Origin of the sequence: Microcoleus sp. B4-C1, from assembly GCF_036705285.1 — a bacterium.
Classification (GTDB): domain Bacteria; phylum Cyanobacteriota; class Cyanobacteriia; order Cyanobacteriales; family Microcoleaceae; genus Microcoleus.
This window is the reverse complement of the sequence record NZ_JAUBUC010000015.1, coordinates 29,345-48,389: the sequence shown is the minus strand read 5'-3', so window position 1 is coordinate 48,389 and position 19,045 is coordinate 29,345. Positions and strand designations below refer to the sequence as shown.

Annotated in this window: 20 protein-coding genes and 1 pseudogene; 13 read left to right on the top strand and 8 right to left on the bottom strand. The window is 46.4% G+C overall.

The features are described from left to right. Positions 1-13 precede the first annotated feature (13 nt). Positions 14-415 (top strand): pentapeptide repeat-containing protein, encoded by a 402-nt coding sequence (locus tag QUB26_RS31950; protein ID WP_445299594.1) that lies wholly within the window; start codon positions 14-16, stop codon positions 413-415. Here QUB26_RS31950 and QUB26_RS08690 read toward each other — a convergent pair. Together QUB26_RS08690 and QUB26_RS08685 are read right to left on the bottom strand one after the other, a co-directional pair. Further along, positions 399-3,047: pseudogene (locus tag QUB26_RS08690) on the bottom strand (esterase-like activity of phytase family protein); the annotation flags it as partial. The gene QUB26_RS31950 and the pseudogene QUB26_RS08690 overlap by 17 nt on opposite strands. A gap of 202 nt (positions 3,048-3,249) precedes the next feature. Next, complete coding sequence (locus QUB26_RS08685; protein WP_445299593.1) at positions 3,250-3,759, bottom strand: LuxR C-terminal-related transcriptional regulator; 510 nt, start codon at positions 3,757-3,759, stop codon at positions 3,250-3,252. Positions 3,760-3,776: 17 nt separating this feature from the next. Here QUB26_RS08685 and QUB26_RS08680 point away from each other — a divergent pair, with 17 nt between their 5' ends. The 3 genes from QUB26_RS08680 (at position 3,777) to QUB26_RS08670 (ending at position 5,651) form a co-directional block, all read left to right on the top strand. Further along, positions 3,777-4,040 carry a hypothetical protein gene (locus QUB26_RS08680; RefSeq protein ID WP_333317570.1) on the top strand — a complete coding sequence of 88 codons (264 nt, stop codon included), beginning with the start codon at positions 3,777-3,779 and terminating at the stop codon, positions 4,038-4,040. A 15-nt stretch (positions 4,041-4,055) separates the two neighbouring features. Next, positions 4,056-4,250 (top strand): hypothetical protein, encoded by a 195-nt coding sequence (locus tag QUB26_RS08675; protein ID WP_333317532.1) that lies wholly within the window; start codon positions 4,056-4,058, stop codon positions 4,248-4,250. Between the two features lie 162 nt (positions 4,251-4,412). Beyond that, the gene (locus QUB26_RS08670; protein ID WP_333317530.1) at positions 4,413-5,651 is read left to right on the top strand and encodes a sodium:proton antiporter; all 1,239 of its coding nucleotides are present in this window, start codon (positions 4,413-4,415) and stop codon (positions 5,649-5,651) included. A gap of 73 nt (positions 5,652-5,724) precedes the next feature. On the opposite strand, the gene QUB26_RS08665 is transcribed toward QUB26_RS08670, so the two are convergent. Together QUB26_RS08665 and QUB26_RS08660 are read right to left on the bottom strand one after the other, a co-directional pair. Further along, entirely contained in the window at positions 5,725-6,360 is a 636-nt protein-coding gene (locus QUB26_RS08665) for a class I SAM-dependent methyltransferase (protein WP_333057219.1), read from the bottom strand. Between the two features lie 6 nt (positions 6,361-6,366). Further along, positions 6,367-6,852, bottom strand: coding sequence for a cupin domain-containing protein (locus QUB26_RS08660; RefSeq protein ID WP_333317528.1), 486 nt, complete (start codon positions 6,850-6,852; stop codon positions 6,367-6,369). 261 nt (positions 6,853-7,113) lie between these two features. Between QUB26_RS08660 and QUB26_RS08655 the strand changes: the two genes are divergently transcribed. From QUB26_RS08655 to QUB26_RS08645, 3 genes are all read left to right on the top strand, one after another. Beyond that, a complete protein-coding gene (locus tag QUB26_RS08655; RefSeq protein WP_333317526.1) occupies positions 7,114-8,568 on the top strand; it encodes a folate/biopterin family MFS transporter in 1,455 nt (484 codons plus the stop codon). A 118-nt stretch (positions 8,569-8,686) separates the two neighbouring features. Then, positions 8,687-10,201, top strand: coding sequence for a carotenoid oxygenase family protein (locus tag QUB26_RS08650; RefSeq protein ID WP_333317524.1), 1,515 nt, complete (start codon positions 8,687-8,689; stop codon positions 10,199-10,201). Positions 10,202-10,455: 254 nt separating this feature from the next. Further along, the gene (locus QUB26_RS08645; protein WP_333317522.1) at positions 10,456-11,355 is read left to right on the top strand and encodes a DUF4436 family protein; all 900 of its coding nucleotides are present in this window, start codon (positions 10,456-10,458) and stop codon (positions 11,353-11,355) included. 116 nt (positions 11,356-11,471) lie between these two features. On the opposite strand, the gene QUB26_RS08640 is transcribed toward QUB26_RS08645, so the two are convergent. Further along, positions 11,472-12,350 (bottom strand): SGNH/GDSL hydrolase family protein, encoded by an 879-nt coding sequence (locus QUB26_RS08640; protein WP_333317520.1) that lies wholly within the window; start codon positions 12,348-12,350, stop codon positions 11,472-11,474. A gap of 356 nt (positions 12,351-12,706) precedes the next feature. On the opposite strand from QUB26_RS08640, the gene QUB26_RS08635 reads away from it, so the two are divergent. The 6 genes from QUB26_RS08635 (at position 12,707) to QUB26_RS08610 (ending at position 17,069) form a co-directional block, all read left to right on the top strand. Then, entirely contained in the window at positions 12,707-12,949 is a 243-nt protein-coding gene (locus tag QUB26_RS08635) for a DUF7219 family protein (protein WP_190658612.1), read from the top strand. 106 nt (positions 12,950-13,055) lie between these two features. Continuing rightward, positions 13,056-13,589 carry an RDD family protein gene (locus QUB26_RS08630; RefSeq protein WP_333317518.1) on the top strand — a complete coding sequence of 178 codons (534 nt, stop codon included), beginning with the start codon at positions 13,056-13,058 and terminating at the stop codon, positions 13,587-13,589. A 38-nt stretch (positions 13,590-13,627) separates the two neighbouring features. Then, positions 13,628-13,816, top strand: coding sequence for a 50S ribosomal protein L33 (gene rpmG, locus QUB26_RS08625; protein ID WP_006631376.1), 189 nt, complete (start codon positions 13,628-13,630; stop codon positions 13,814-13,816). Positions 13,817-13,984: 168 nt separating this feature from the next. Beyond that, positions 13,985-14,200 (top strand): 30S ribosomal protein S18, encoded by a 216-nt coding sequence (rpsR, locus tag QUB26_RS08620; RefSeq protein WP_006631377.1) that lies wholly within the window; start codon positions 13,985-13,987, stop codon positions 14,198-14,200. A gap of 314 nt (positions 14,201-14,514) precedes the next feature. Further along, positions 14,515-16,521: a ribonuclease R family protein gene (locus tag QUB26_RS08615; RefSeq protein ID WP_333317516.1), complete on the top strand. Its 2,007-nt coding sequence runs from the start codon at positions 14,515-14,517 to the stop codon at positions 16,519-16,521. Between the two features lie 392 nt (positions 16,522-16,913). Further along, on the top strand, positions 16,914-17,069 hold the full coding sequence (locus tag QUB26_RS08610; protein WP_333042330.1) for a hypothetical protein: 156 nt from the start codon (positions 16,914-16,916) through the stop codon (positions 17,067-17,069). A 137-nt stretch (positions 17,070-17,206) separates the two neighbouring features. On the opposite strand, the gene QUB26_RS08605 is transcribed toward QUB26_RS08610, so the two are convergent. Genes QUB26_RS08605 through QUB26_RS08595 form a run of 3 tightly spaced genes read right to left on the bottom strand, consistent with a single transcriptional unit; the run spans position 17,207 to position 18,987 of the window. Then, positions 17,207-17,395, bottom strand: coding sequence for a hypothetical protein (locus tag QUB26_RS08605; protein WP_333317514.1), 189 nt, complete (start codon positions 17,393-17,395; stop codon positions 17,207-17,209). 53 nt (positions 17,396-17,448) lie between these two features. Then, the gene (locus QUB26_RS08600) at positions 17,449-18,309 is read right to left on the bottom strand and encodes a GTPase (protein WP_333317512.1); all 861 of its coding nucleotides are present in this window, start codon (positions 18,307-18,309) and stop codon (positions 17,449-17,451) included. Between the two features lie 6 nt (positions 18,310-18,315). Continuing rightward, positions 18,316-18,987, bottom strand: coding sequence for a GTPase (locus QUB26_RS08595; RefSeq protein ID WP_333317510.1), 672 nt, complete (start codon positions 18,985-18,987; stop codon positions 18,316-18,318). Between the last annotated feature and the right edge of the window lie 58 nt (positions 18,988-19,045).

Here is a 19,045-nt window from a genome sequence, read left to right as displayed (position 1 = left end):
GTCGGAGTCGGACTTGTCGGCGTTGGACTTGTCGGAGTCGGACTTGTCGGAGTCGGACTTGTCGGCGTTGGAGTTGTCGGAGTTGGAGTTGTCGGAGTTGGAGTTGTCGGAGTTGGAGTTGTCGGAGTCGGACTTGTCGGAGTCGGACTTGTCGGAGTCGGACTTGTCGGAGTCGGACTTGTCGGAGTCGGACTTGTCGGCGTTGGACTTGTCGGCGTTGGACTTGTCGGAGTCGGACTTGTCGGAGTCGGACTTGTCGGCGTTGGACTTGTCGGCGTTGGACTTGTCGGAGTCGGACTTGTCGGAGTCGGACTTGTCGGCGTTGGAGTTGGTGCTACATCGTTATCTAAAATTGTCAAATTCGCCGTACTTTGCGCTCCCACACTCGCACCGTTTGTGGGATTATTCAGACTAAGCGCAACAATCTCACTTTCCTCTACTAAGGTGTCATCGTTAATTGGAATCGTAAAAGTTTTGCTTGTTGCCCCGATCGCAAAGTTTAAGGTTCCTGATGTTGCCGTGTAGTCACTGCCTGCATTAGCAGTCCCGTCGGAAGTGCTGTAGCTGATATCAGCCGCCACATTAGTATTGCTTGTCCGAGTCACGGTAATTGTCGCAACACCCCCGCTTTCACCGATCTCGTAATTGGCAGCACTAAAATTAAAAGTGCCTGGGTTGGGAATATTGACATTAAAGCTTCCCAAGTTGCTGGCTGCGACAAAGTTATTATTGATATCGCTAACTTGGCCCGATTCGATTGCGATCGCATAATTCCCATTGTCACCCAAATCCCAACTGCCCCCAGGCGCAGCAATCTGATAGGTAGCCGTGCGCGGAGTGCCGTTGCCGATCGGTGTAAAGCTTACCAATGTTGCTAATTGGCTAAATCCGCCCGGCCCAGTTACCCGGATATCTGAATTATCCAAACTGCTGCTGTTGACAGCAACATTGTCGCTGTAATCTACCGTAAAAGTTTGTGCAGTGCCGCCAGCGACGGTAATGTTGGTAGCAACTAGATTGGCAGCAGCAGGTACGATCGTATCGACGGTAATTGTTGCTGTCTCGCTGGCTGTACTGAAAGCTGCTAACCCCCCCATACTGCTGGCAGTCGAAATATCAGCCGTCCCGCCGTTCGTGAGGATATTATTACTGCCAGAGTTTGTTGTCGTTCCATCCCATGCCTGATAAGTGATATTGGCAGTGCCGTTGTAGTCAGCATTGGGAACAAAGCGAATGCGGGCAGTGCCTGCTACCAGTCTCGCTGCTGCTGTTGACGGGGTGCCGAATGCCGTCCAAGTCGCACCGCTATCAGTTGAATATTCCCAACTGCCGTTAGTATTGTCTGTCGCCGTGACTGCAATTCCTTGAGTGTCGGCGGTGTCGGGATCTGTAACAGCACCTGCAATTAAAGCAGAAACTAAGGTGCCGGTGTTGCTGGCAGGAGGTACATCTACCTTAATGGGTGTTAGTATCGGCGTTAGGCTGTTGTTGAGTACAGGTGCGTTGTTGGCTGCAAAGGCTGCGAATCTGGTGGGAAGGGGAAAAGGGGAGCCAAAATTGTTGTCACTGACAAGAATGAGCGTTCGCTTCCCAGTTGCCGTTTGAGAAGGCCCAAATGTCATCCCTTCAAAATTGTCTACAAGCGGCGGAGAGGCTGCACTGAGGAAATAAGCAGTACTAGCGATCGGAGTTTTCGATACCGGTGTAATGCCAGCAACACCAGAAGCAATCAAGCCAGTATTGCTTTGAATGTCAGTCGCACCCGTTAAAGAAATTTGATAAAGCTTCAAATCGCCTGACAGTGTAGCTGGGTTGAAAAAACGTTCGAGAACCAGCAGCGTATTATCATCAACGGCCAGCATTTCAGAAATGCCATTGCCTGGATCGGTGTTGTAAAGAAATTCTCCGTTTGCGGTGTTTGTGGCTAAGTTATATCTTAAAATTCGCGATCGAGTGCCGATGGTAGCCGTTGTACCTGTAGCCGGGCCGTCTTGTTTGAGAGCATTTTCTGTTGCTGTAAACAGAAAACTTTGACTGGGAGTAATGGTCAGAGTTTCAAAACCTTGATTGTTGCGGATGCCGCTGGCAGGATTTACTGATACGTCGTATTTGGGAGAAGGAATAGTCAGTGCTAGGTTTTGAAGTCCGGTTGCAATGTCGAATCTGTTGATAAAAGGCTGGGTATTTGTCGAGAAATTGCCTTCAGAAGAGACGAAGACATTGCCACCGATGAAGCCAATGCCCTCTGTATCCGATGTATCTGGTGCAAAGGGAGGCGGATTGCCAATCAGTTTCACTCCTGTAACAGCCACTCCTCCTGTTGCCAAGCTACCCGAACTCACATTCGGTATAGTGACGGTGTAAAAGCGAGACGGATCGGGACTGCCACCAGTATTGCGGCCGTCGGAGATAGCGTAGTAAGTGTTGTTTCCCGCGTAGGTAAGGCCAGACAGTCCACCTACCTGGGTTCCTTCAAAATTTGTACTTGCCGGAATTTCTGCTTGTCCCAATAAGTTTAGACCGAAGGCAAATTGATAGGCGGCTCTTGTGGCTGGGTCGATCGCCAGCCCAGAGGACACCGCTCCTGTTGTATAATCTAATTCCCAATCTCCGCCCATAGCCGAACTGCCGATCGGCGATCGAGAAGCAGCAATTTTTGCCTTAGTTAGCTGACTCAGTTGCTGCACAAAGTTAGCGCCCTTCTCCCCCGCCGCTACATCGCACCCATAAAGCAAAATCTCTCCACTGTCTGCCAGCGATCGCGACCAACGCTGCAATTGCTTAGCATAAGTTTTTAAATTTGTCAAGTTTAGATCGATCGCGCCTAGCAGCAAACTCGCGGGGCGACCGTGAGAGATTATATGAATGCTTTTGATATTGCTGCGACTGGCTAGCGCGGCCGTGATTTGTGCTACTCCATCCCGCGCCACATCGAGGATAATTACTTCTGTCGCTGGTTCGATACCGTTGTGGAGAGTTTGGCGATCGGGAAGGGCAGAGTCGATAAAGGCGATCGAACTAAAAACTGAACTGATAAAATTTGGCATAATACACCTTTGGTTAGATGACGGTAGGAAAATTAAGGCCTGTCTACCTTAGCAAATTCACAAATTCAATGTCATGAGTAAAATTAACAATCAAGACGAATACTAATTTCCCATGAACCTGCAACAGAAGCCTTTTGATAGGGGCGGATTTAGCCAATAATTCCTTTAAAAAACCGACAATTCCAGTACACAACTCGCTTTTTTAGGGTTCGATCGCCAAAAGTTCTTCTGCTACCAATCCTTTCTGAATTGCGAGTACAGCAGCTTGAGTGCGATCGCGCACTTCTAACTTTTGCAAAATCGCGTGCACGTGAACCCGCACAGTCCCCGGAGCAATGTACAATATTTGTGCAATTTCCTGATTACTTTTCCCCCCCGCAACTAAAGCCAAGATTTCCTGTTCTCGCTTCGTCAGCGGATTTTCCAAAACTTCGGATTTTGACCCAATTTTCACAGGTTCAGGATTAGCAAAAACTGCCCGAATTTCCGCAGTTGCCGCCTGATCCCACCACGAAGCACCCGCCGCTACCGATCGAATTGCTAAAACCAAAGTTTCCGCCGCAATTCCCTTGAGGCAATATCCCTGAGCACCCGCACTAATCAATCTTTCAATTAAGGATTTGTGAGAATGAGATGTTAAAATTAAAACAGGAATTCCTGGATGTGGCTGTTTAATGTGGCGGCACGCTTCAATACCGCCAATTCCCGGCAAACCGTCATTTAATCGCTTTGCGAGAACTCGCCCTGCGAGAATTCGCAGACAATGTGGAAGACGATGCAGCAACTTTAAAAAGTCAATCTTGCAACATTCACGAACGAGTATTAATATGCGCCTCGACTTATCCGAATTCCTTGCAATTGCTGCGGCGAGGCGCGAGGATTGCGAGCTACATGAATGCCCCATTTTATGCTGTGTTTGTCAACGATCCAGACCGATTTTTAACAAAAGCAGAAAGCTTGCACGTTGAAAGTTGTGAGAAACTCTGTCAATAATTTAACAGGCATTTTTTGCGGGTAAACGGCACTAATATAGCCAAAGCGATTACCGAGGTAGCTAAACATTATCGCCTTCCTCAAATTGCGATCGGCGAAAGCCAGCCATCGCGCTGGAGATTGTTGCTGCGCGGTTCTTTGACTCAACAGTTAGTGCGATCGCTCAAACACGTAGATTTGCACATCATTACTACTGAAAAAAGTCAGTAGTCAGTAGTCATTAGTCAGTAGTCAGTAGTTGTGAGTTGTTAGTCATTTAGCATAAAAACTGCAACTTTCGGAGGATAGCTGAATCTAGCGGGCGGTGGATGCGGCCGAAGCTTTTACTTGTTAAAATCACACTTGTTAATCATGATTAAAAGTGCGAGCCCTATGGTGGATCTTTACATTCTCGACTTGCTAGCTATTGGCATCATCCTCCTGACCGTCACCTTGGGTTCCGGATGGATTTCGCGATTGCCTATATCTTATGCCTTAATTTATCTAGTTGTCGGTATCGGATTGGGGCCCTACGGCGCCAAGCTGATTAACTTGCGTCCCGAAGCTCAATTTATAGAAAGACTTACAGAATTTGTAGTTATTGTTTCTCTGTTCAGTTGCGGCTTAAAAATGAATCGCCCGCTCCAACTTTGGGCCTGGAATTCCACAGCACGGCTGATCGGTTTTTTAATGCCAATTTCTATTTTTGCGGTCGCCGCCGTCGCTCATTGGTTTGTGAAATTAGATTGGGGCCCGGCGATTTTACTGGGAGCAATTCTGGCTCCCACCGATCCAGTTTTAGCCTCAGAAGTTCAGTTAGCTGATATAGACGATCGCGACGAATTGCGCTTTGGTTTAACATCTGAAGGCGGTTTAAACGATGCTTTAGCTTTTCCCTTTGTTTATTTCGGCATTTATGCGCTAAAAGATAACAACTGGTCGAACTGGTTTGCGAAGTGGGCGGCAGTTGACTTGATTTGGGCGATTGGCGCAGCTATCGTTATGGGAATTTTAGTAGCTAAAGCCGTCACCCGGATCGATCGCCAACTCCAACGCTATCAACCTGCAGATCAATTAATGGAAGATTTCATTGCTCTCAGCACAATTCTGATCGCATATTCCCTCACAGAAGTAGTCAACGGCTACGGATTTCTCGCAGTTTTTGTAGCAGGAATTGTCGCGCAGCGGAGTTACCGCAACCCAGAAAAGCCGCTTTCCCAACTGCACTTTACCGAGCGCATAGAAAAGTTAATGGAAGTAGCAACTATTTTACTATTAGGTTCGCTTTTGCGTTTAGAGCCTATGTTGGCCTATGGAGGATACTCCCTCTTAGTAGGTGGATTGTTAATTTTTTTAATTCGGCCTGTGGGAGCATGGATTAGTACGATCGGCAGTTCTTTACATCCCGCCAGCCGCTTGCTGTGCGGTTGGTTCGGCATTCGTGGTGTCGGTTCTATCTATTATCTTACTTATGCTTTCGGTGACGGTTTGAAAGGCGAAACCGCCGAAAAAATTGCCTGGATTACCTTTACAACGATCGTACTTTCTGTGATTCTGCACGGTATTAGTTCCACCCCGTTAATGAACTGGTACGAGCGCCGAATCAAACCTAAAGTCCCGGATTTAATTTAATTAATTCACGCAACTCATACAGATTGTATGCAATATTTGTAGGGACACGGAACTGCCGTGTCCTTATCCCCAGCTAAACAGGTTTCACTCCAACTAATAAAGCGAGCTCCCGCCACTTCCAATAACAGTCTGCATCGGTAAAACCAATTTCTCTAAACCAGCGCAATTGCGTTTCCACATCCAGCAATTTATTAGACGGATCGTCGGGCGAATCGCTAATACCGATCGCCTCTCGAAATCTCTCATGTAAAGCCGGAGTTGCGGACGCTACGTGCTCCAAGTTGCAAAAAATGCCTCCCGGTTCCAAAAGCTCGAAAATCTCAGTGTAAAGCGAACGTTTGCGATCGTCTGCTACATGATGAATCGCAAAACTAGAAACAACCGCATCAAACTTGCCCAAATCCGGTAGCGATTCATCAAAATTGTGTTCGATTACCGTGACATTTGGGTCATCAGCAAAGCGAATTCTGGCTTTTTCCAGCATTGTCGGCGAAAAGTCGATCGCCACACATTCAACATTTGGTCGATCGCACTTAAGCAGACCCAGCAACCGCCCGTCTCCCGTACCCACATCCAGAATTCGCTTCACATTTTTCGGCACTTCCTCCAACAAAACCGCTTCACCTTCAGTGCGGTGAGGAATTCCATCAGCCTTAGCCAGATACCACAAAGCGTGTTCCGCCGAAGTCCAAAGATTCACTTGACTCATAAATTTTTAATCCTCATAAATCTCGCCATTTTTGCGAGTAAAAATCCAACCATTATCACTAGCTTTGGCAATTAGATCGTCATCGGGATAATTGGCTGAATCACCATCAGTGCGTGAAGCGAAGCTATCCCGAAGGGAATCGCCAATTTCGAGATAAACAACATCTGCATTCGTGCGGTTGAATAAATGATGCCCATCTGCTTCTCCCGCCGGAAAACCCGCCGCCATACCCGGTTTTAGCACTTGCTCTCCCGAATTAGTAATCAAAGTCACTTCCCCTTCCAGAACATAGATTAACTCATCTTGACGAGTGTGCCAATGCCTGAGAGCAGAACAACTTCCCGGCGCAAGTCTCACCAAATTTACCCCAAAATTCTGCAATCCGGCAGCATCGCCCAAGCGTTTTTTAACTCTCCCCGCAACAGCAGATTGGAATTGCTGAGGGTACTTAGAACCCGTAATTTCCGGCACATTTTTAGGGTCAATAATCATATAACAAAGCTGACCGCAGTTGTGAGTTTTTTCTTCTTTCTCTTGCTTGGCGTCCTAGGGTTTACGCGCGGCTTCGCCTAACGCGCCTTCGCGGTTCGTTTTTCGGTTTTTATTATTACAAAACACGCTTAAATTCAAGATAAATACAATTTTATAGCACTTACCAGATCCCCGCCACTCTCGCCTCCCACCTCCGGCAGTTCCCCCAACTCATTAAGAATGTGTTATAAATATTGAGATTCATTAAGAAATATTGCTCAAATGCTCGTTTCCCCCTCCGGCGTCAGCAAACTCAAAGAATCTTTAAAAGAAAAAGTATTCTTTGGGAATGAGCCAACCCCCGAACTCATAGCCATCTTACTGATTTACTTCGTCCAAGGCATTCTCGGACTAGCCCGCTTAGCCGTCAGCTTCTTTCTCAAAGACGAACTCGGCATGAGTCCGGCAGAAGTCTCGGCAATGCTGGGCGTCGTCGCCCTGCCTTGGATTATCAAACCCGTCTTCGGCTTCATGTCGGACGGTTTGCCGATATTCGGCTACCGCAGACGCCCTTACATCGTCCTCTCCGGGCTGCTGGGAACGTCAGCATGGGTGAGCCTCGCAACAATTGTACACACACCGCTGGCAGCTACAGGCGCGATCGCCCTGAGTTCCCTATCCCTCGCCGTCAGCGACGTAATCGCCGACTCCCTGGTAGTCGAAAGGGCCAGAAAAGAATCCGTTACCGACGCCGGTTCCCTGCAATCCTTGTCTTGGGGCGCTGCAGCCCTCGGCGGACTAATTACCGCCTACCTCAGCGGTTCCCTGCTGCAACACTTCAGCACTCATACTATCTTTTTAATCACCGCATCTTTCCCGCTAATTGTATCAGCAACAGCTTGGTTAATTGCCGAAGAAAAAACCAACAAAAGAACCGACTTTGAAACAGTCAAAGACCAATTCAAACAACTACGGCAAGCTGTTACCCAAAAAACAATTTGGCTGCCCACAGCCTTTCTCTTCCTCTGGCAAGCCACCCCAAGCTCAGACTCCGCCTTCTTCTTTTTCACCACCAACGAATTAGGCTTTCAACCAGAATTTCTCGGCCGAGTGCGCCTCGTTACCAGCATTGCCTCCCTCGCCGGCATCTGGCTGTTTCAGCGCTTCCTCAAAACAGTTCCATTTCGAGTAATTTTTGGCTGGTCAACCGTCATAGCGACAGCTTTGGGCATGACTACTTTATTATTAGTAACTCATGCCAACCGATCTTTAGGAATTGACGATCAATGGTTCAGCATCGGAGACAGCCTAATCCTGACAGTAATCGGACAAATTGCTTATATGCCGGTGCTCGTACTCTCCGCCAGATTGTGTCCCCCCGGCGTCGAAGCAACTTTATTTGCAGTGTTGATGTCAGTCACCAACTTAGCAGGACTTATTTCCCACGAAGGCGGCGCACTTTTGACCCACTTGCTAGGAATTACCGATCGCAATTTCGATAACCTCTGGCTGCTAATAGTCATCACAAACCTGTCCACACTTCTGCCCCTACCCTTCTTAAATTGGCTGCCCGCCGACAGTACAGAAAGCAGCGATCCAAACAATCAAAAGTCTCTTCCCGTATTAGAACCAGAACCAGGCAGTTCCAAACCAGGCGGACAGCATTTCATGCCCGAATACTTTCCCGACTTAGTACCGACAGTAAGGTCACAAAGTCGCACCGCAGATAGCAAATAAAGGCAGGCAAACACAGATACACGGATGAATTTAACTGTGTTGCCCCATTCTCCGGCTTTCCTTCTCTCTGCGCCCTCTGTGTTCTCTGCGGTTAAATCAAGAAAAGCTTATTACACCCATGCAAAAATTACAGATTTCCCAACCTCAAACAGCCGCCCAAAACCTATCATACGATCGCACAGACTGGCAGCGCGGCTACGAATCCCAACCCAACGAATCCGACTACTGGATTGACGACATAGAAGGCGAAATCCCCCCCGGCTTGCAAGGCACATTCTTTCGCAACGGGCCCGGATTATTAGATGTCAACGGCCAGCGCATCCACCATCCGTTTGACGGCGACGGGATGATTTGTGCGATCGTAATATCCGAAGGCCGCGCCCATTTCCGCAACCGATTCGTCCGCACAGAAGGCTATCTCGCCGAACAAAAAGCAGGAAAAATCCTCCACCGAGGCGTTTTCGGAACACAAAAGCCAGGGGGCCCGCTAGCCAACATCTTTGATGTCAAAATCAAAAACATTGCCAACACCAACATCATTTATTGGGGCGACAAACTGCTAGCACTTTGGGAAGCCGCACAGCCCTACAGACTCGACCCCCGCACCCTAGAAACAATCGGCTTAGACACCCTAGACGGCGTTTTACAACCCGGTGAAGCCTTCGCCGCCCACCCCAGAATTGAAAAAGGGAAAAATGGCAAAGGAGACAGATTAGTAAACTTTTCTGTCAAGCCCGGTTTGTCGAGTACCATCACGATTTACGAATTCGACGAAAGCGGCAAACTTTTGCAGCGTCACGCCCATGCAATACCGGGTTTTGCCTTCCTGCACGACATGGTAATTACCCCGAATTACTGCATATTCTTCCAAAATCCCGTCTCATTTAATCCGCTGCTTTTCTTGTTAGGATTTCGGAGTGCATCCCAGTGCATTCAATTTTCGCCAAACAAGCCAACGCAAGCAATTTTAATTCCCCGCAACGGCACTGACGAGGTGAAGATATTAGAAACCGAACCTTGTTTTGTGTTCCACCACTGCAACGCATGGGAAGAAGGAGACGAAGTTTTTGTGGATTCAGTTTGTTACGAATCATTTCCAACTGTAGAAGCAGACGGCGATTTTCGCGAGGTTGATTTTGAGAGCATTCCAGCGGGCGAATTGTGGCGGTTTAAGTTGAATTTGCAAGACAAAACCGTACAGCATCAAGTTGTTGAAACTCGGTGCTGCGAGTTTCCCACTTTGCATCCCAATAATGTCGGACAACCTTACCGATATCTTTACATCGGTGCTGCTGATGCTCCCACTGGAAATGCTCCTTTGCAAGCTATCCTCAAAATTGATTTCGTGACTGGTGAAAGGCAAATTTGGAGTGCGGCGCCGCGCGGTTTTGCGGGGGAACCGGTGTTTGTTCCCCGTGGTTCAGGCGTCTCGCCTGAAGGTGCAACGGCTGAGGATGACGGCTGGCTGCTGCTTTTAATGTATGATGCAGCTAATCATCGATCGACCTTAGTGATTTTAGATGCTCGCGATATTACCAAAGGCCCGGTAGCGCGCTTGCATTTAAAACAGCACATTCCCTACGGTTTACACGGAAGTTTTACATCAAATGTACTGCTTCCTCTCGGTTCGTAGTTGCGCGTTGATTCGCCTGGTTCTTGCGCCGCTCGCCACAGCCCGCCGGGGGTTTAAACCCCCGGCTCACAGCGAAAGTCCTCGCTCAAGAGGACTAAAACCAACATTTATTATCGATCGAGTTTCTTTAGTCGGTTTTAACCGACTTTAGCTATGAGACAGGGGTTTTAACCCCTGACGGACTGACGGACTGGCGGACTGGCAGACTGCGGGAAATACTCACAACAAATCAAAAGATAAAATATCCATAATTAATGCAAACTGTCAACAAATTTAATCTAAAAAAAATACTTATTTTAATTTGCAGTCTGGTCGTAATCTTTGCAATTATCTTATCTATTTACTCTCACAATGCTAACGCCCAAGAGCCTTACAATCCATCTCCAGAAAGCGCTGTAGCGTCCAAAGGCTTGGTTGAGGTCAAAATGACGGTAATTGCAGTTGATCCCATTAAAAACGAATTAGAAGCCCGCTTGCAGTTTGAACTCAAAGGTATTTATAAAAAAGGGCCAACTTACCCAGCTCAAGACTTGTTAATGACAGTTAACGGCGCAAATGTACAGGATTCGGAAATTACCTTTAAAGAAGGTAAACCGATGATTGTCCCTGCATTGAAGTTTAACTTAGTCAAAGGAAAAATTAACAATTACCCGTTTGACAGCCACATTGCGAAAGTAGCTATTTCGATCGACCCGCTGCCTTCAATTGGTAAAAAATTTGCTCCATTTGAACTGAATCCCGTACCTCTGGAATTTAATTTCCATGCCGATGTTCCCGGTTTCGACATCAGTTATAAACCGATGGAAGAGAATTCATCTATCTTTATTTATATCGATGTTTCTGCAACTCGATCGCTCCCGGTGAAATTCTTTGCCTTAGTGATTATTGTGATCATGTGGGTGCTGTCAATTATGGCGCTTTTGCTAGCATTAAAAGTGATGAAATCGGGTAAGTTACCGGAAGTGGGAATGCTGAGCTGGACTGGTGTAATGCTATTTGCTTTTCCCGCTATTCGCAATGCTCAACCTGGGGTGCCTCCGGTGGGAACTGCCAGTGATTTTCTGTCGTTTTTTTGGACAGAAATTATAGTTGTGGTGGCGTTGGTGATTATCGGTAGTTGTTGGTTAAAGCGGTATCATCCGCCGATTGAATGATTTGAGATTTTAGATGTTATATTGGAATAATTCACCCGCGACATAAATCAGGGGGCTTGTAGCTTTGATACTTTCAATTAACACCCCAAAGTCAACTGTTAACTAAATTCAAAGATTCAATTTGTGACTTCCAAATTCTCAATATCCTTTGCAGGTACGCCCAAACCGCGCAAGATAGTAAAAGCTATAATTCGATATCCCGATTGATTTGGGTGCACTCCATCTGCAGCCAACAAATTCAGAGTTTTGCCCGCGTGCTTTTGATACGTGGCGATAACTTCCCGAAAAGGCGTATTCAAATCGATAAACAAGCACTGATTCTCTAACGCAATTTCTCGCATCGCGGCAATATACTCTGGCAATCGGCGATTTTCTGGGCCGTCGAGAATTTCGCCTATTGGAGTAGGAGAAAGCAGTACAACTCGAATTCCTGCGGCTTTTGCCGCCAGCACCATTTGAGTGATTTTCTCCCGATATTCTGCCAGTGGCACTCCCGTGGGCAAGTTGCCTTGCGGATAAAACTGATTTTTTTGAAAGTCGAAGAAAGCGTGCCAAACGTCGTTTACTCCGACATTAATCATCACTAAATCTGGCTTTTGGTCGATCGCATCTTTCTGGAAGCGCGCTTGCATATCAGTCGCCTTGTTACCGGAGATTCCGGCGTTGACGATTTCGATTTGGCGATCGGGATAAAGGGCATTGAGATAGCGTTGCAGCAGCCAAACGTAACCTCCGGGGTATTTCCCGCCCTCGGTGATGCTGTCGCCCACTATCACAATTTTGCGATTGCCGGCGAGCACGTTCTGGATTTCTGGTGGCGGCGTTGCTTGGGATACAGATTCTTTAAACACTGGAATTAAGGAGTGAGGAAGGTTGAAGGCAATAACAGCAGCAATTACGGCGATGGGAAGTCTGATTAAAACTTGCCTCAGCCGGGGTTTGGGACGGGGCGATTCCCTTCGGGATAGCTTCGCTTGACGCGCATTGGGATACACTACGCAGTTTTTTACTAAAAGTCTAACTATTTATCTCTGCAATAATATTATCCATTTCAGGGGTTTTTGTCACTTCTTTCAATAACTCAGTCCTGGACTAACAAAAACCTGGTTTGGACGCCACATCCGAAGTTATAAGCCTTAAGGCATAAACCTGGTTGTTGACCCCGCCTGCGTAAGTTGTACAGGTGAAAATACTGAGGTTTTTGTCGCCCTCATCTATCCGTGTAATTGCCATCACAAAAAAGTTCGCCAAATGTCACATAATTTCTGCTACTTACAGCACAACTTGAGAAGGGATCGCGGTTTATAATATAGATAACTAGAAAAAAAGGTTTTCAAGCGAGGTTAAAGCAATGGTAGCAAATTCAAATTTTTTATATCCTCAAAATCGTTATTACGGTGAAGTAAAGCCAGAGAATTTAGTATTTAATGCGAATTTACAAGAGTTTTCTCAGCGAGTGGGTTACATCAGTTCCTTGACATCTAACGGTAAAATCTCTGTGGAACAGGCATTTACTCAGATCCAAACACTGTGGGAACAGGTGGAAAAGTCAAAAAAGCAGTTGGGAATCGGCGAAAATCCATTTTCAGCTTGAATAATTAGCGCTTGGCTTGGAAGTTGAGTTACACGCCATTGATGCCGATCGATTAATCGAGAGCTTAAGATCAAAAAGTAGCTAGTGGCGATCGACCTTTTTGCCTATGAGTTCCGACTTAGTACCTCTCCTTCCCAAAGTATCCGTCGGCCGTCGCGCAGCGGCCCTCTGCATCGACGGAATCGCAGTTTGGCTGCCCAGTTTGCTTCTCGGCAATAATGCGATCGTCCAAATCATATTTTTTGTCCTACTGTGGCTGATCATGCGCGTAGCCATCGTCAGGAAAAACCAAGGTCAAAGTCTCGGCCGCTGGGCCTTGGACATGAAAATTGTCGATCCTAGATTCCAACGGACTCCCGGAGTGCAAAAACTGTGCAAGCGCGAGGCATTGCTGGGCTTTTGCGCCGCCTTAGCCTTCGCAGGTATAGGGGGGCTGACATCTACCAACGCCGCCGTCTTGCTGCTGATGCTGCCCTTGGCGATCGACTGTAGCGTTGCCCTCACCTCCGCCGAAAGGTTTCCCCAAGCTTTCCACGATCGCATCGGCGGGACGATCGTAGTTGGAACCCGCCGTGGCTACTCCCTCGACATCAAAGTTAGAAGATTGCTTGACCAAGTGCAGAGCAATGTGAGAAGATAATAAATTGTGTTTAAATTAGTCGAAATTTATTTAGAATTATGGCTAAAGGCGTCCGCATCATAATTACTCTAGAGTGTACTGAGTGCCGTACAAACGTAAGCAAACGCTCAAAAGGCGTGTCTCGGTACACCACCACCAAGAACCGTCGCAACACGACGGCGCGGCTGGAACTCAAAAAGTTCTGCCCCCATTGCAACAGCCACACTGCCCACAAAGAGATCAAGTAGCGATTAGTCATTAGTCCTTAGTCATCAGTCATCAGTTGTTGGCAATTGATATTGATCGGCGAAAAGCAGATAATTAACCAATGCTTTCCTGACGGCTAGCAACTAACGGCTAATAACTAAAAACTCACAATCAACAGTCAACAAACAACAGTCAACAAACAACAAACCATGACTTACTTTCGCCGGCGCGTTTCGCCCATCAAACCAGGAGACCCGATCGACTACAAAGATGTAGATTTGCTCAAAAAATACGTCACAGAACGCGGTAAAATTTTGCCCCGCCGGATTACCGGTTTGACGGCAAAACAGCAGCGAGACCTGACAAGAAGCATCAAAAGAGCAAGAATTGTAGCTTTGATGCCCTTCGTAAACCAAGAAGGTTAACAGGATTTGGGATTTTGGGTTTTAGATTTTGGACTGGGAATAAGACTTGCGCGAAAACAACGTCTTTCTGTCATTAATAGTGCAGCAAGAATGCAGCGAAATAATCGCGGAATAGGGTTAAGAATCGCCGTAGCGCAAGTCTTGATCACAAGTCAAAAGTTAAAAAAAAAAGCAAGAATAAAAAACAACTTTTTAGATTTTAACTTTCACAATTGACCAGAAAAATTGCCAATATCCAAAATCTAAAATCGCAAGCTCGAAACTCGATAAGTGGCTACTGTAAAAATCCAAAATCTCAAATATAAAGCTGGCAAGTGGAGAAGGGAACGTTAGTAGAATTTAGAGTGCACGGCGACCGCCGTCTGGCAGTTGCCGATCGCCCCGACGGCAAGAAAAACTGGGTGGTGGTAGATGAAAACAGTCAACCGCACAGCATACCGCCCAAACAAATCACCTACGAAGTAGTCGGAGAAACATACAAACCCTCCGATATTCCCAAATTTCTCAAAGAAGTAGAAGCATACTCAGATCCGTCGAGTTTGGAAGTCGCTTGGGAACTTTTAGTCGGTGACGGAGAAACAGCAGATCCCAAATCCCTGGCAATGCTGCTATTTTCGGAGAGTAGTGGGGCCCAGTGTTACGCGGCCTACTGTTTGCTATCAACAGACAAACTGTATTTCAAACAAAAGGGCGATCGCTACGAACCGCGATCTGCAGCCCAAGTAGCCGAAATCAAACACCAGCAAGAAGTAGAACAGCAGCGACACCAAGAATCCCAAGGATTTTGGGATCGAGTCAAACAGCGGCTGGCAGGGGAAAATGTAGATTGGGAAAATAGCGATCGAACTCGCCTCGACGCCCTAGAACGCTTTGCCCTCCTCGGAGAAGAAGCAACGCACCGCACCCCAGCCTTAGAAACTTTAGCCAGCTTACAACGATCCGAAAACCCCGAAGCAGCATTTGGCCTCCTAGTCGATCTCGGCCTCTGGAGTACCCACGAAAACCTGTTTTTGCGGCGCAGCCAAATTCCCCTACAATTCTCCGCAAAGGTATTAGAAGTGGCCCAACGCTGCCTAGAAAATCCCCCCACCGACTCCGACACAAATCGTCTCGATTTAACTCACCTCAAGGTTTACACGATCGACGACGAAAGCACCACCGAAATCGACGACGGCCTCAGCTTAGAATTCCTCGAAAACGGCCAGCAGCGGATCTGGATACACATCGCCGATCCCACCCGCTTGCTTTCCCCCGGAGACGAACTCGACCTCGAAGCCAGAAAGCGCACCACTACGGTTTACCTGCCCACGGGAATGATCTCCATGTTTCCCCCAGCTTTGGCAACCGGGCCAATGAGTTTAATTCAAGGCAAAGAGTGCAGCGCCCTCAGCTTCAGCGTCACCTTAGACGAAATCGGCGCGGCTCAAGATTACAGCATCCACATCAGCACCATAAAACCCACCTACCGCTTGACCTACGATGACGTAGACGAAATGCTGGAGTTGGGAATCGAAGCAGAACCGGAAATAGCAGCGATCGCCTCAGCAGCAAAACTGCGGCAAAAATGGCGGGAAGCCCAAGGCGCAATCAGCATTTTCATGCCCGAATCCGTCATCAAAGTCAACGGCGACGACATCAAAATCCACGTCATCGACGACTCCACAGCCCGGATGCTAGTAGCCGAAATGATGATTTTAGCCGGCGAACTAGCCGCCCGCTACGGTCAAGCTCACAGCCTGCCCATACCCTACCGCTATCAGCCACAGCCCGAACTCCCTCCCGATGAAGAACTGCTGGCCGTTCCCGCAGGCCCCGCCCGCGCTTGCGCCGTGCGTCGGTGTATGCCCCGCAGCGAAATGGGCCTTACCCCCGGACGCCACGCCGGCTTGGGCTTGGAATTATACACTCAAGTTACTTCCCCGATCCGCCGCTATACCGACTTGCTGGCTCACTTCCAAATCAAAGCCCACCTGCGAGGCGAACCACTGCCTTTTTCCGCCCAAGAAATACAGGACATTGTGATGTGTCTCGGCACCGCAGTTAAAGAAGCATCCACCGTCGAACGCCAAACCAACCGCTATTGGGGATTGGAATATTTGCGACGCAACCCCGATGAAGTTTGGGAAGCTTTAATGCTGCGCTGGCTGAGGGAAGACAGCAATCTGGGATTGATTTTATTGGAAGATTTGGGTTTAGAATTGGCAATGCGATTTGGTCGATCGGTGGCAATAGGCGATCGGTTTGAAGTCAAAGTCACTCACTGCGATCCGCGATCGGATGTAATTCAATTCCAAGAAGTCATTCTCCAAGTAGCGGAATAGGATTTGATATCAAATCCGGCCGCGCCGGAATGATATAGAACCTATTTGACATTTTTTCGCGCTCGACTGCTGTGAGACGAGGGACTCATATCAAATCCGGTAGCATCGGAATTATTCATCTCTCTTATCTCCCTCTGTGTTCTCTGCGTTCTCTGTGGTTAAATCATTCCGATGCAACCGGAAACAATATCACAACAGCAATCTTGGTGAGGATGCACAAACTCTCACAGAAACCCGGTTTCTTAATCTCAGGCGATATGGCATCCGCAAAAGGCGAGATCGCTCCCCAGGCTGCTAATATTTAAGGATATGTAGGGTGTGTTACCCTCTCCCACAAATGATGGGAATAACCCAAATCTCCCGTGACAGATTAACATTGAGCGGTGTTAAAAATGGAAAAATATCAAGATATACCGATGGATTTAGCAGATGCTTCTCTAGTGGCTGTGGCAGAAAGTCAAAAAATTAAGCGAATCTTTACATTAGATAGTGATTTTTATGTTTATCGACTATATGATAAAGATGCTTTTGAAGTTATCCCAGCATAAGAGACTCTGACAGAAGGTTTCTGAGTCTAGGCAATATGGTATCCATAACCGCGATCGCCTTTCTTCTATATGCAGGTAAGCAGAAGTAGGCGATCATTTATGAAACTACTTCAATATTAACATTATCAAAAACCAATTCAACCTAATAAATAACTAAATAGAATATCCATTGCTTTGTCTGTAAGTTTCTCTAATAGCCAAAAAGCTACTTGTTTCAACCAAGTTTTTAAATTGTCTTTGCTTTGCAGAATGGACTTTTTCTTTTGAGCCTCTTCTTTAGCTAATAATGCGCGTATTTTTTGTTCTTCTTCTGCGGTTAAAGCCATATCTACCTCTTTCAGGACATAAATTTACGATTCAGCAACATTACGGATTTTTGTTATCTTTGAGGAATCGGATGATTTTTCAGCCATGTTGTAATCTTCTTAATCATCTCGATATCGTCAGCAAAATCTCGTGTATCTGCTTGAATCACCAGGAAAACTAAATCGCAAGATGGGATAATCTGCTGATAAATTTTGTCATACTCTGGATCTTCGGCTTCGCTGCGTCCATATCCGGGCAAATCAATCACCGTTAAAGTGCCCCCTGTTGCCAGAGTAAATTCTTTAATTTGTGCCTGAGTTGTTCCGACAGTGGTGGGACTTGTTTTTAACTTAGCGTTAAAAAGATTGTTAATTGTAGTTGTTTTACCAACTCCAGATTTTCCAATCACGGCTACTTTGGGTGGTACCTGAGTTTCCTGTTTAAACTTCTCCAGTATTAGCTGAAATTCTCGTTCTGGAATAAGTTTTTTTATGTCTTCTACAGTTTGATTGTTAGCATCACCTTTTGTTGCAGAATTATTGACTCCTTTTTGACGTTCTTGATCAGCAAAAGCTTTGACTTCTGGATCTGCTAATTCAAATGGATCGGCAGGCTGCACATTACCCAGCTTGAATCCAGCATAAGCATTGTGGATAATCTTGGTCAGCAAATTAATCAAACGATAACGCTTCAGCGCTGAGTAATATTCGATATTAGCTTCAGATATTTCTGTAGTTTCACTCAATCGTTTTATAATATCCTGGCAACGACGTTCGATTTCCTTTTTTGCCTCATCCGTAGGTGCATTTAATCGCTGGTTCCACCCGTTGGGAATCATTTTATCAACTTGATTTAAGCCAATGACAAGTCTAAATGGTGATTTGGTATTTTTTTTTCCAGAAAACCAGTCAACTAGGTTTTTGAATAATCCCATAATATTTCAACTCCTTGACAATACTTTCATTTTTAGGTGTTCTAGTCCCCATCCATAAACAGATGTATAAGGCACTACCTGATCTTTTTCAAAAATCACTTTTCCATTAATGACCCGGTGAAAAATACCATAAACATCATCGATTTTTTCAGGAATTAGCCTAGTTTGATCATCTGAAGGTTCTCGACTATCGATATTAAATGTATTTTCCCCTTCATAAACTCCCAGACAATCGATTTTATTCAAAGCCACTATGAGGAATAAAGACGGCTTAAATAATGGCTTTAACTTTTTCAAAAATATCTCATCCCGTTTGTAAGCCCTTGTATCTGCTTGAGTTACCCAGACTAAAGCATCAGCTTGAGGAATCCATTTTTTGTAGTAAGCCATATACTTTTTATCGTCAGTCAAACTCTCTCCAATTCCCGGCAGATCCACAACTCGTACTTTCTGATAGGGAAAATTCGAGGAGTTAGGGGGGTCTAAATCGACAAACTGAGGCTTTTTCGTACAAGCCACAGCATTATCGGTAGCCAAGTTTAGCCCAAATAAAGCATTAAGAGTGCTACTCTTGCCAACCCCAGTTTTGCCAAAAAATAAAATTGTTAGTGTATCCTTGTTAGACGAGGGCAAGTATCTACGGATTTTGGCTAAGTATCTGAGCGTTTCTTGAACCATAAGACAATTGGCAACTAATGATGCCCTTCTTTATCCCAGAATTTGGAGGGGCGACTAT

What these genes read in the sequence shown, in the direction of transcription:
- QUB26_RS08635 (WP_190658612.1), top strand. Translation starts at nt 12,707, where the DNA reads ATGGTAGCAAATTCAAATTTTTTATATCCTCAAAATCGTTATTACGGT.
- QUB26_RS08605 (WP_333317514.1), bottom strand. Translation starts at nt 17,395, where the DNA reads ATGGCTTTAACCGCAGAAGAAGAACAAAAAATACGCGCATTATTAGCT.
- rpsR (WP_006631377.1), top strand. Translation starts at nt 13,985, where the DNA reads ATGACTTACTTTCGCCGGCGCGTTTCGCCCATCAAACCAGGAGACCCG.
- QUB26_RS08650 (WP_333317524.1), top strand. Translation starts at nt 8,687, where the DNA reads ATGCAAAAATTACAGATTTCCCAACCTCAAACAGCCGCCCAAAACCTA.
- QUB26_RS08670 (WP_333317530.1), top strand. Translation starts at nt 4,413, where the DNA reads ATGGTGGATCTTTACATTCTCGACTTGCTAGCTATTGGCATCATCCTC.
- QUB26_RS08655 (WP_333317526.1), top strand. Translation starts at nt 7,114, where the DNA reads ATGCTCGTTTCCCCCTCCGGCGTCAGCAAACTCAAAGAATCTTTAAAA.
- QUB26_RS08595 (WP_333317510.1), bottom strand. Translation starts at nt 18,987, where the DNA reads ATGGTTCAAGAAACGCTCAGATACTTAGCCAAAATCCGTAGATACTTG.
- QUB26_RS08610 (WP_333042330.1), top strand. Translation starts at nt 16,914, where the DNA reads ATGGAAAAATATCAAGATATACCGATGGATTTAGCAGATGCTTCTCTA.
- QUB26_RS08630 (WP_333317518.1), top strand. Translation starts at nt 13,056, where the DNA reads ATGAGTTCCGACTTAGTACCTCTCCTTCCCAAAGTATCCGTCGGCCGT.
- QUB26_RS08600 (WP_333317512.1), bottom strand. Translation starts at nt 18,309, where the DNA reads ATGGGATTATTCAAAAACCTAGTTGACTGGTTTTCTGGAAAAAAAAAT.
- QUB26_RS08665 (WP_333057219.1), bottom strand. Translation starts at nt 6,360, where the DNA reads ATGAGTCAAGTGAATCTTTGGACTTCGGCGGAACACGCTTTGTGGTAT.
- QUB26_RS08645 (WP_333317522.1), top strand. Translation starts at nt 10,456, where the DNA reads ATGCAAACTGTCAACAAATTTAATCTAAAAAAAATACTTATTTTAATT.
- QUB26_RS08660 (WP_333317528.1), bottom strand. Translation starts at nt 6,852, where the DNA reads ATGATTATTGACCCTAAAAATGTGCCGGAAATTACGGGTTCTAAGTAC.
- rpmG (WP_006631376.1), top strand. Translation starts at nt 13,628, where the DNA reads ATGGCTAAAGGCGTCCGCATCATAATTACTCTAGAGTGTACTGAGTGC.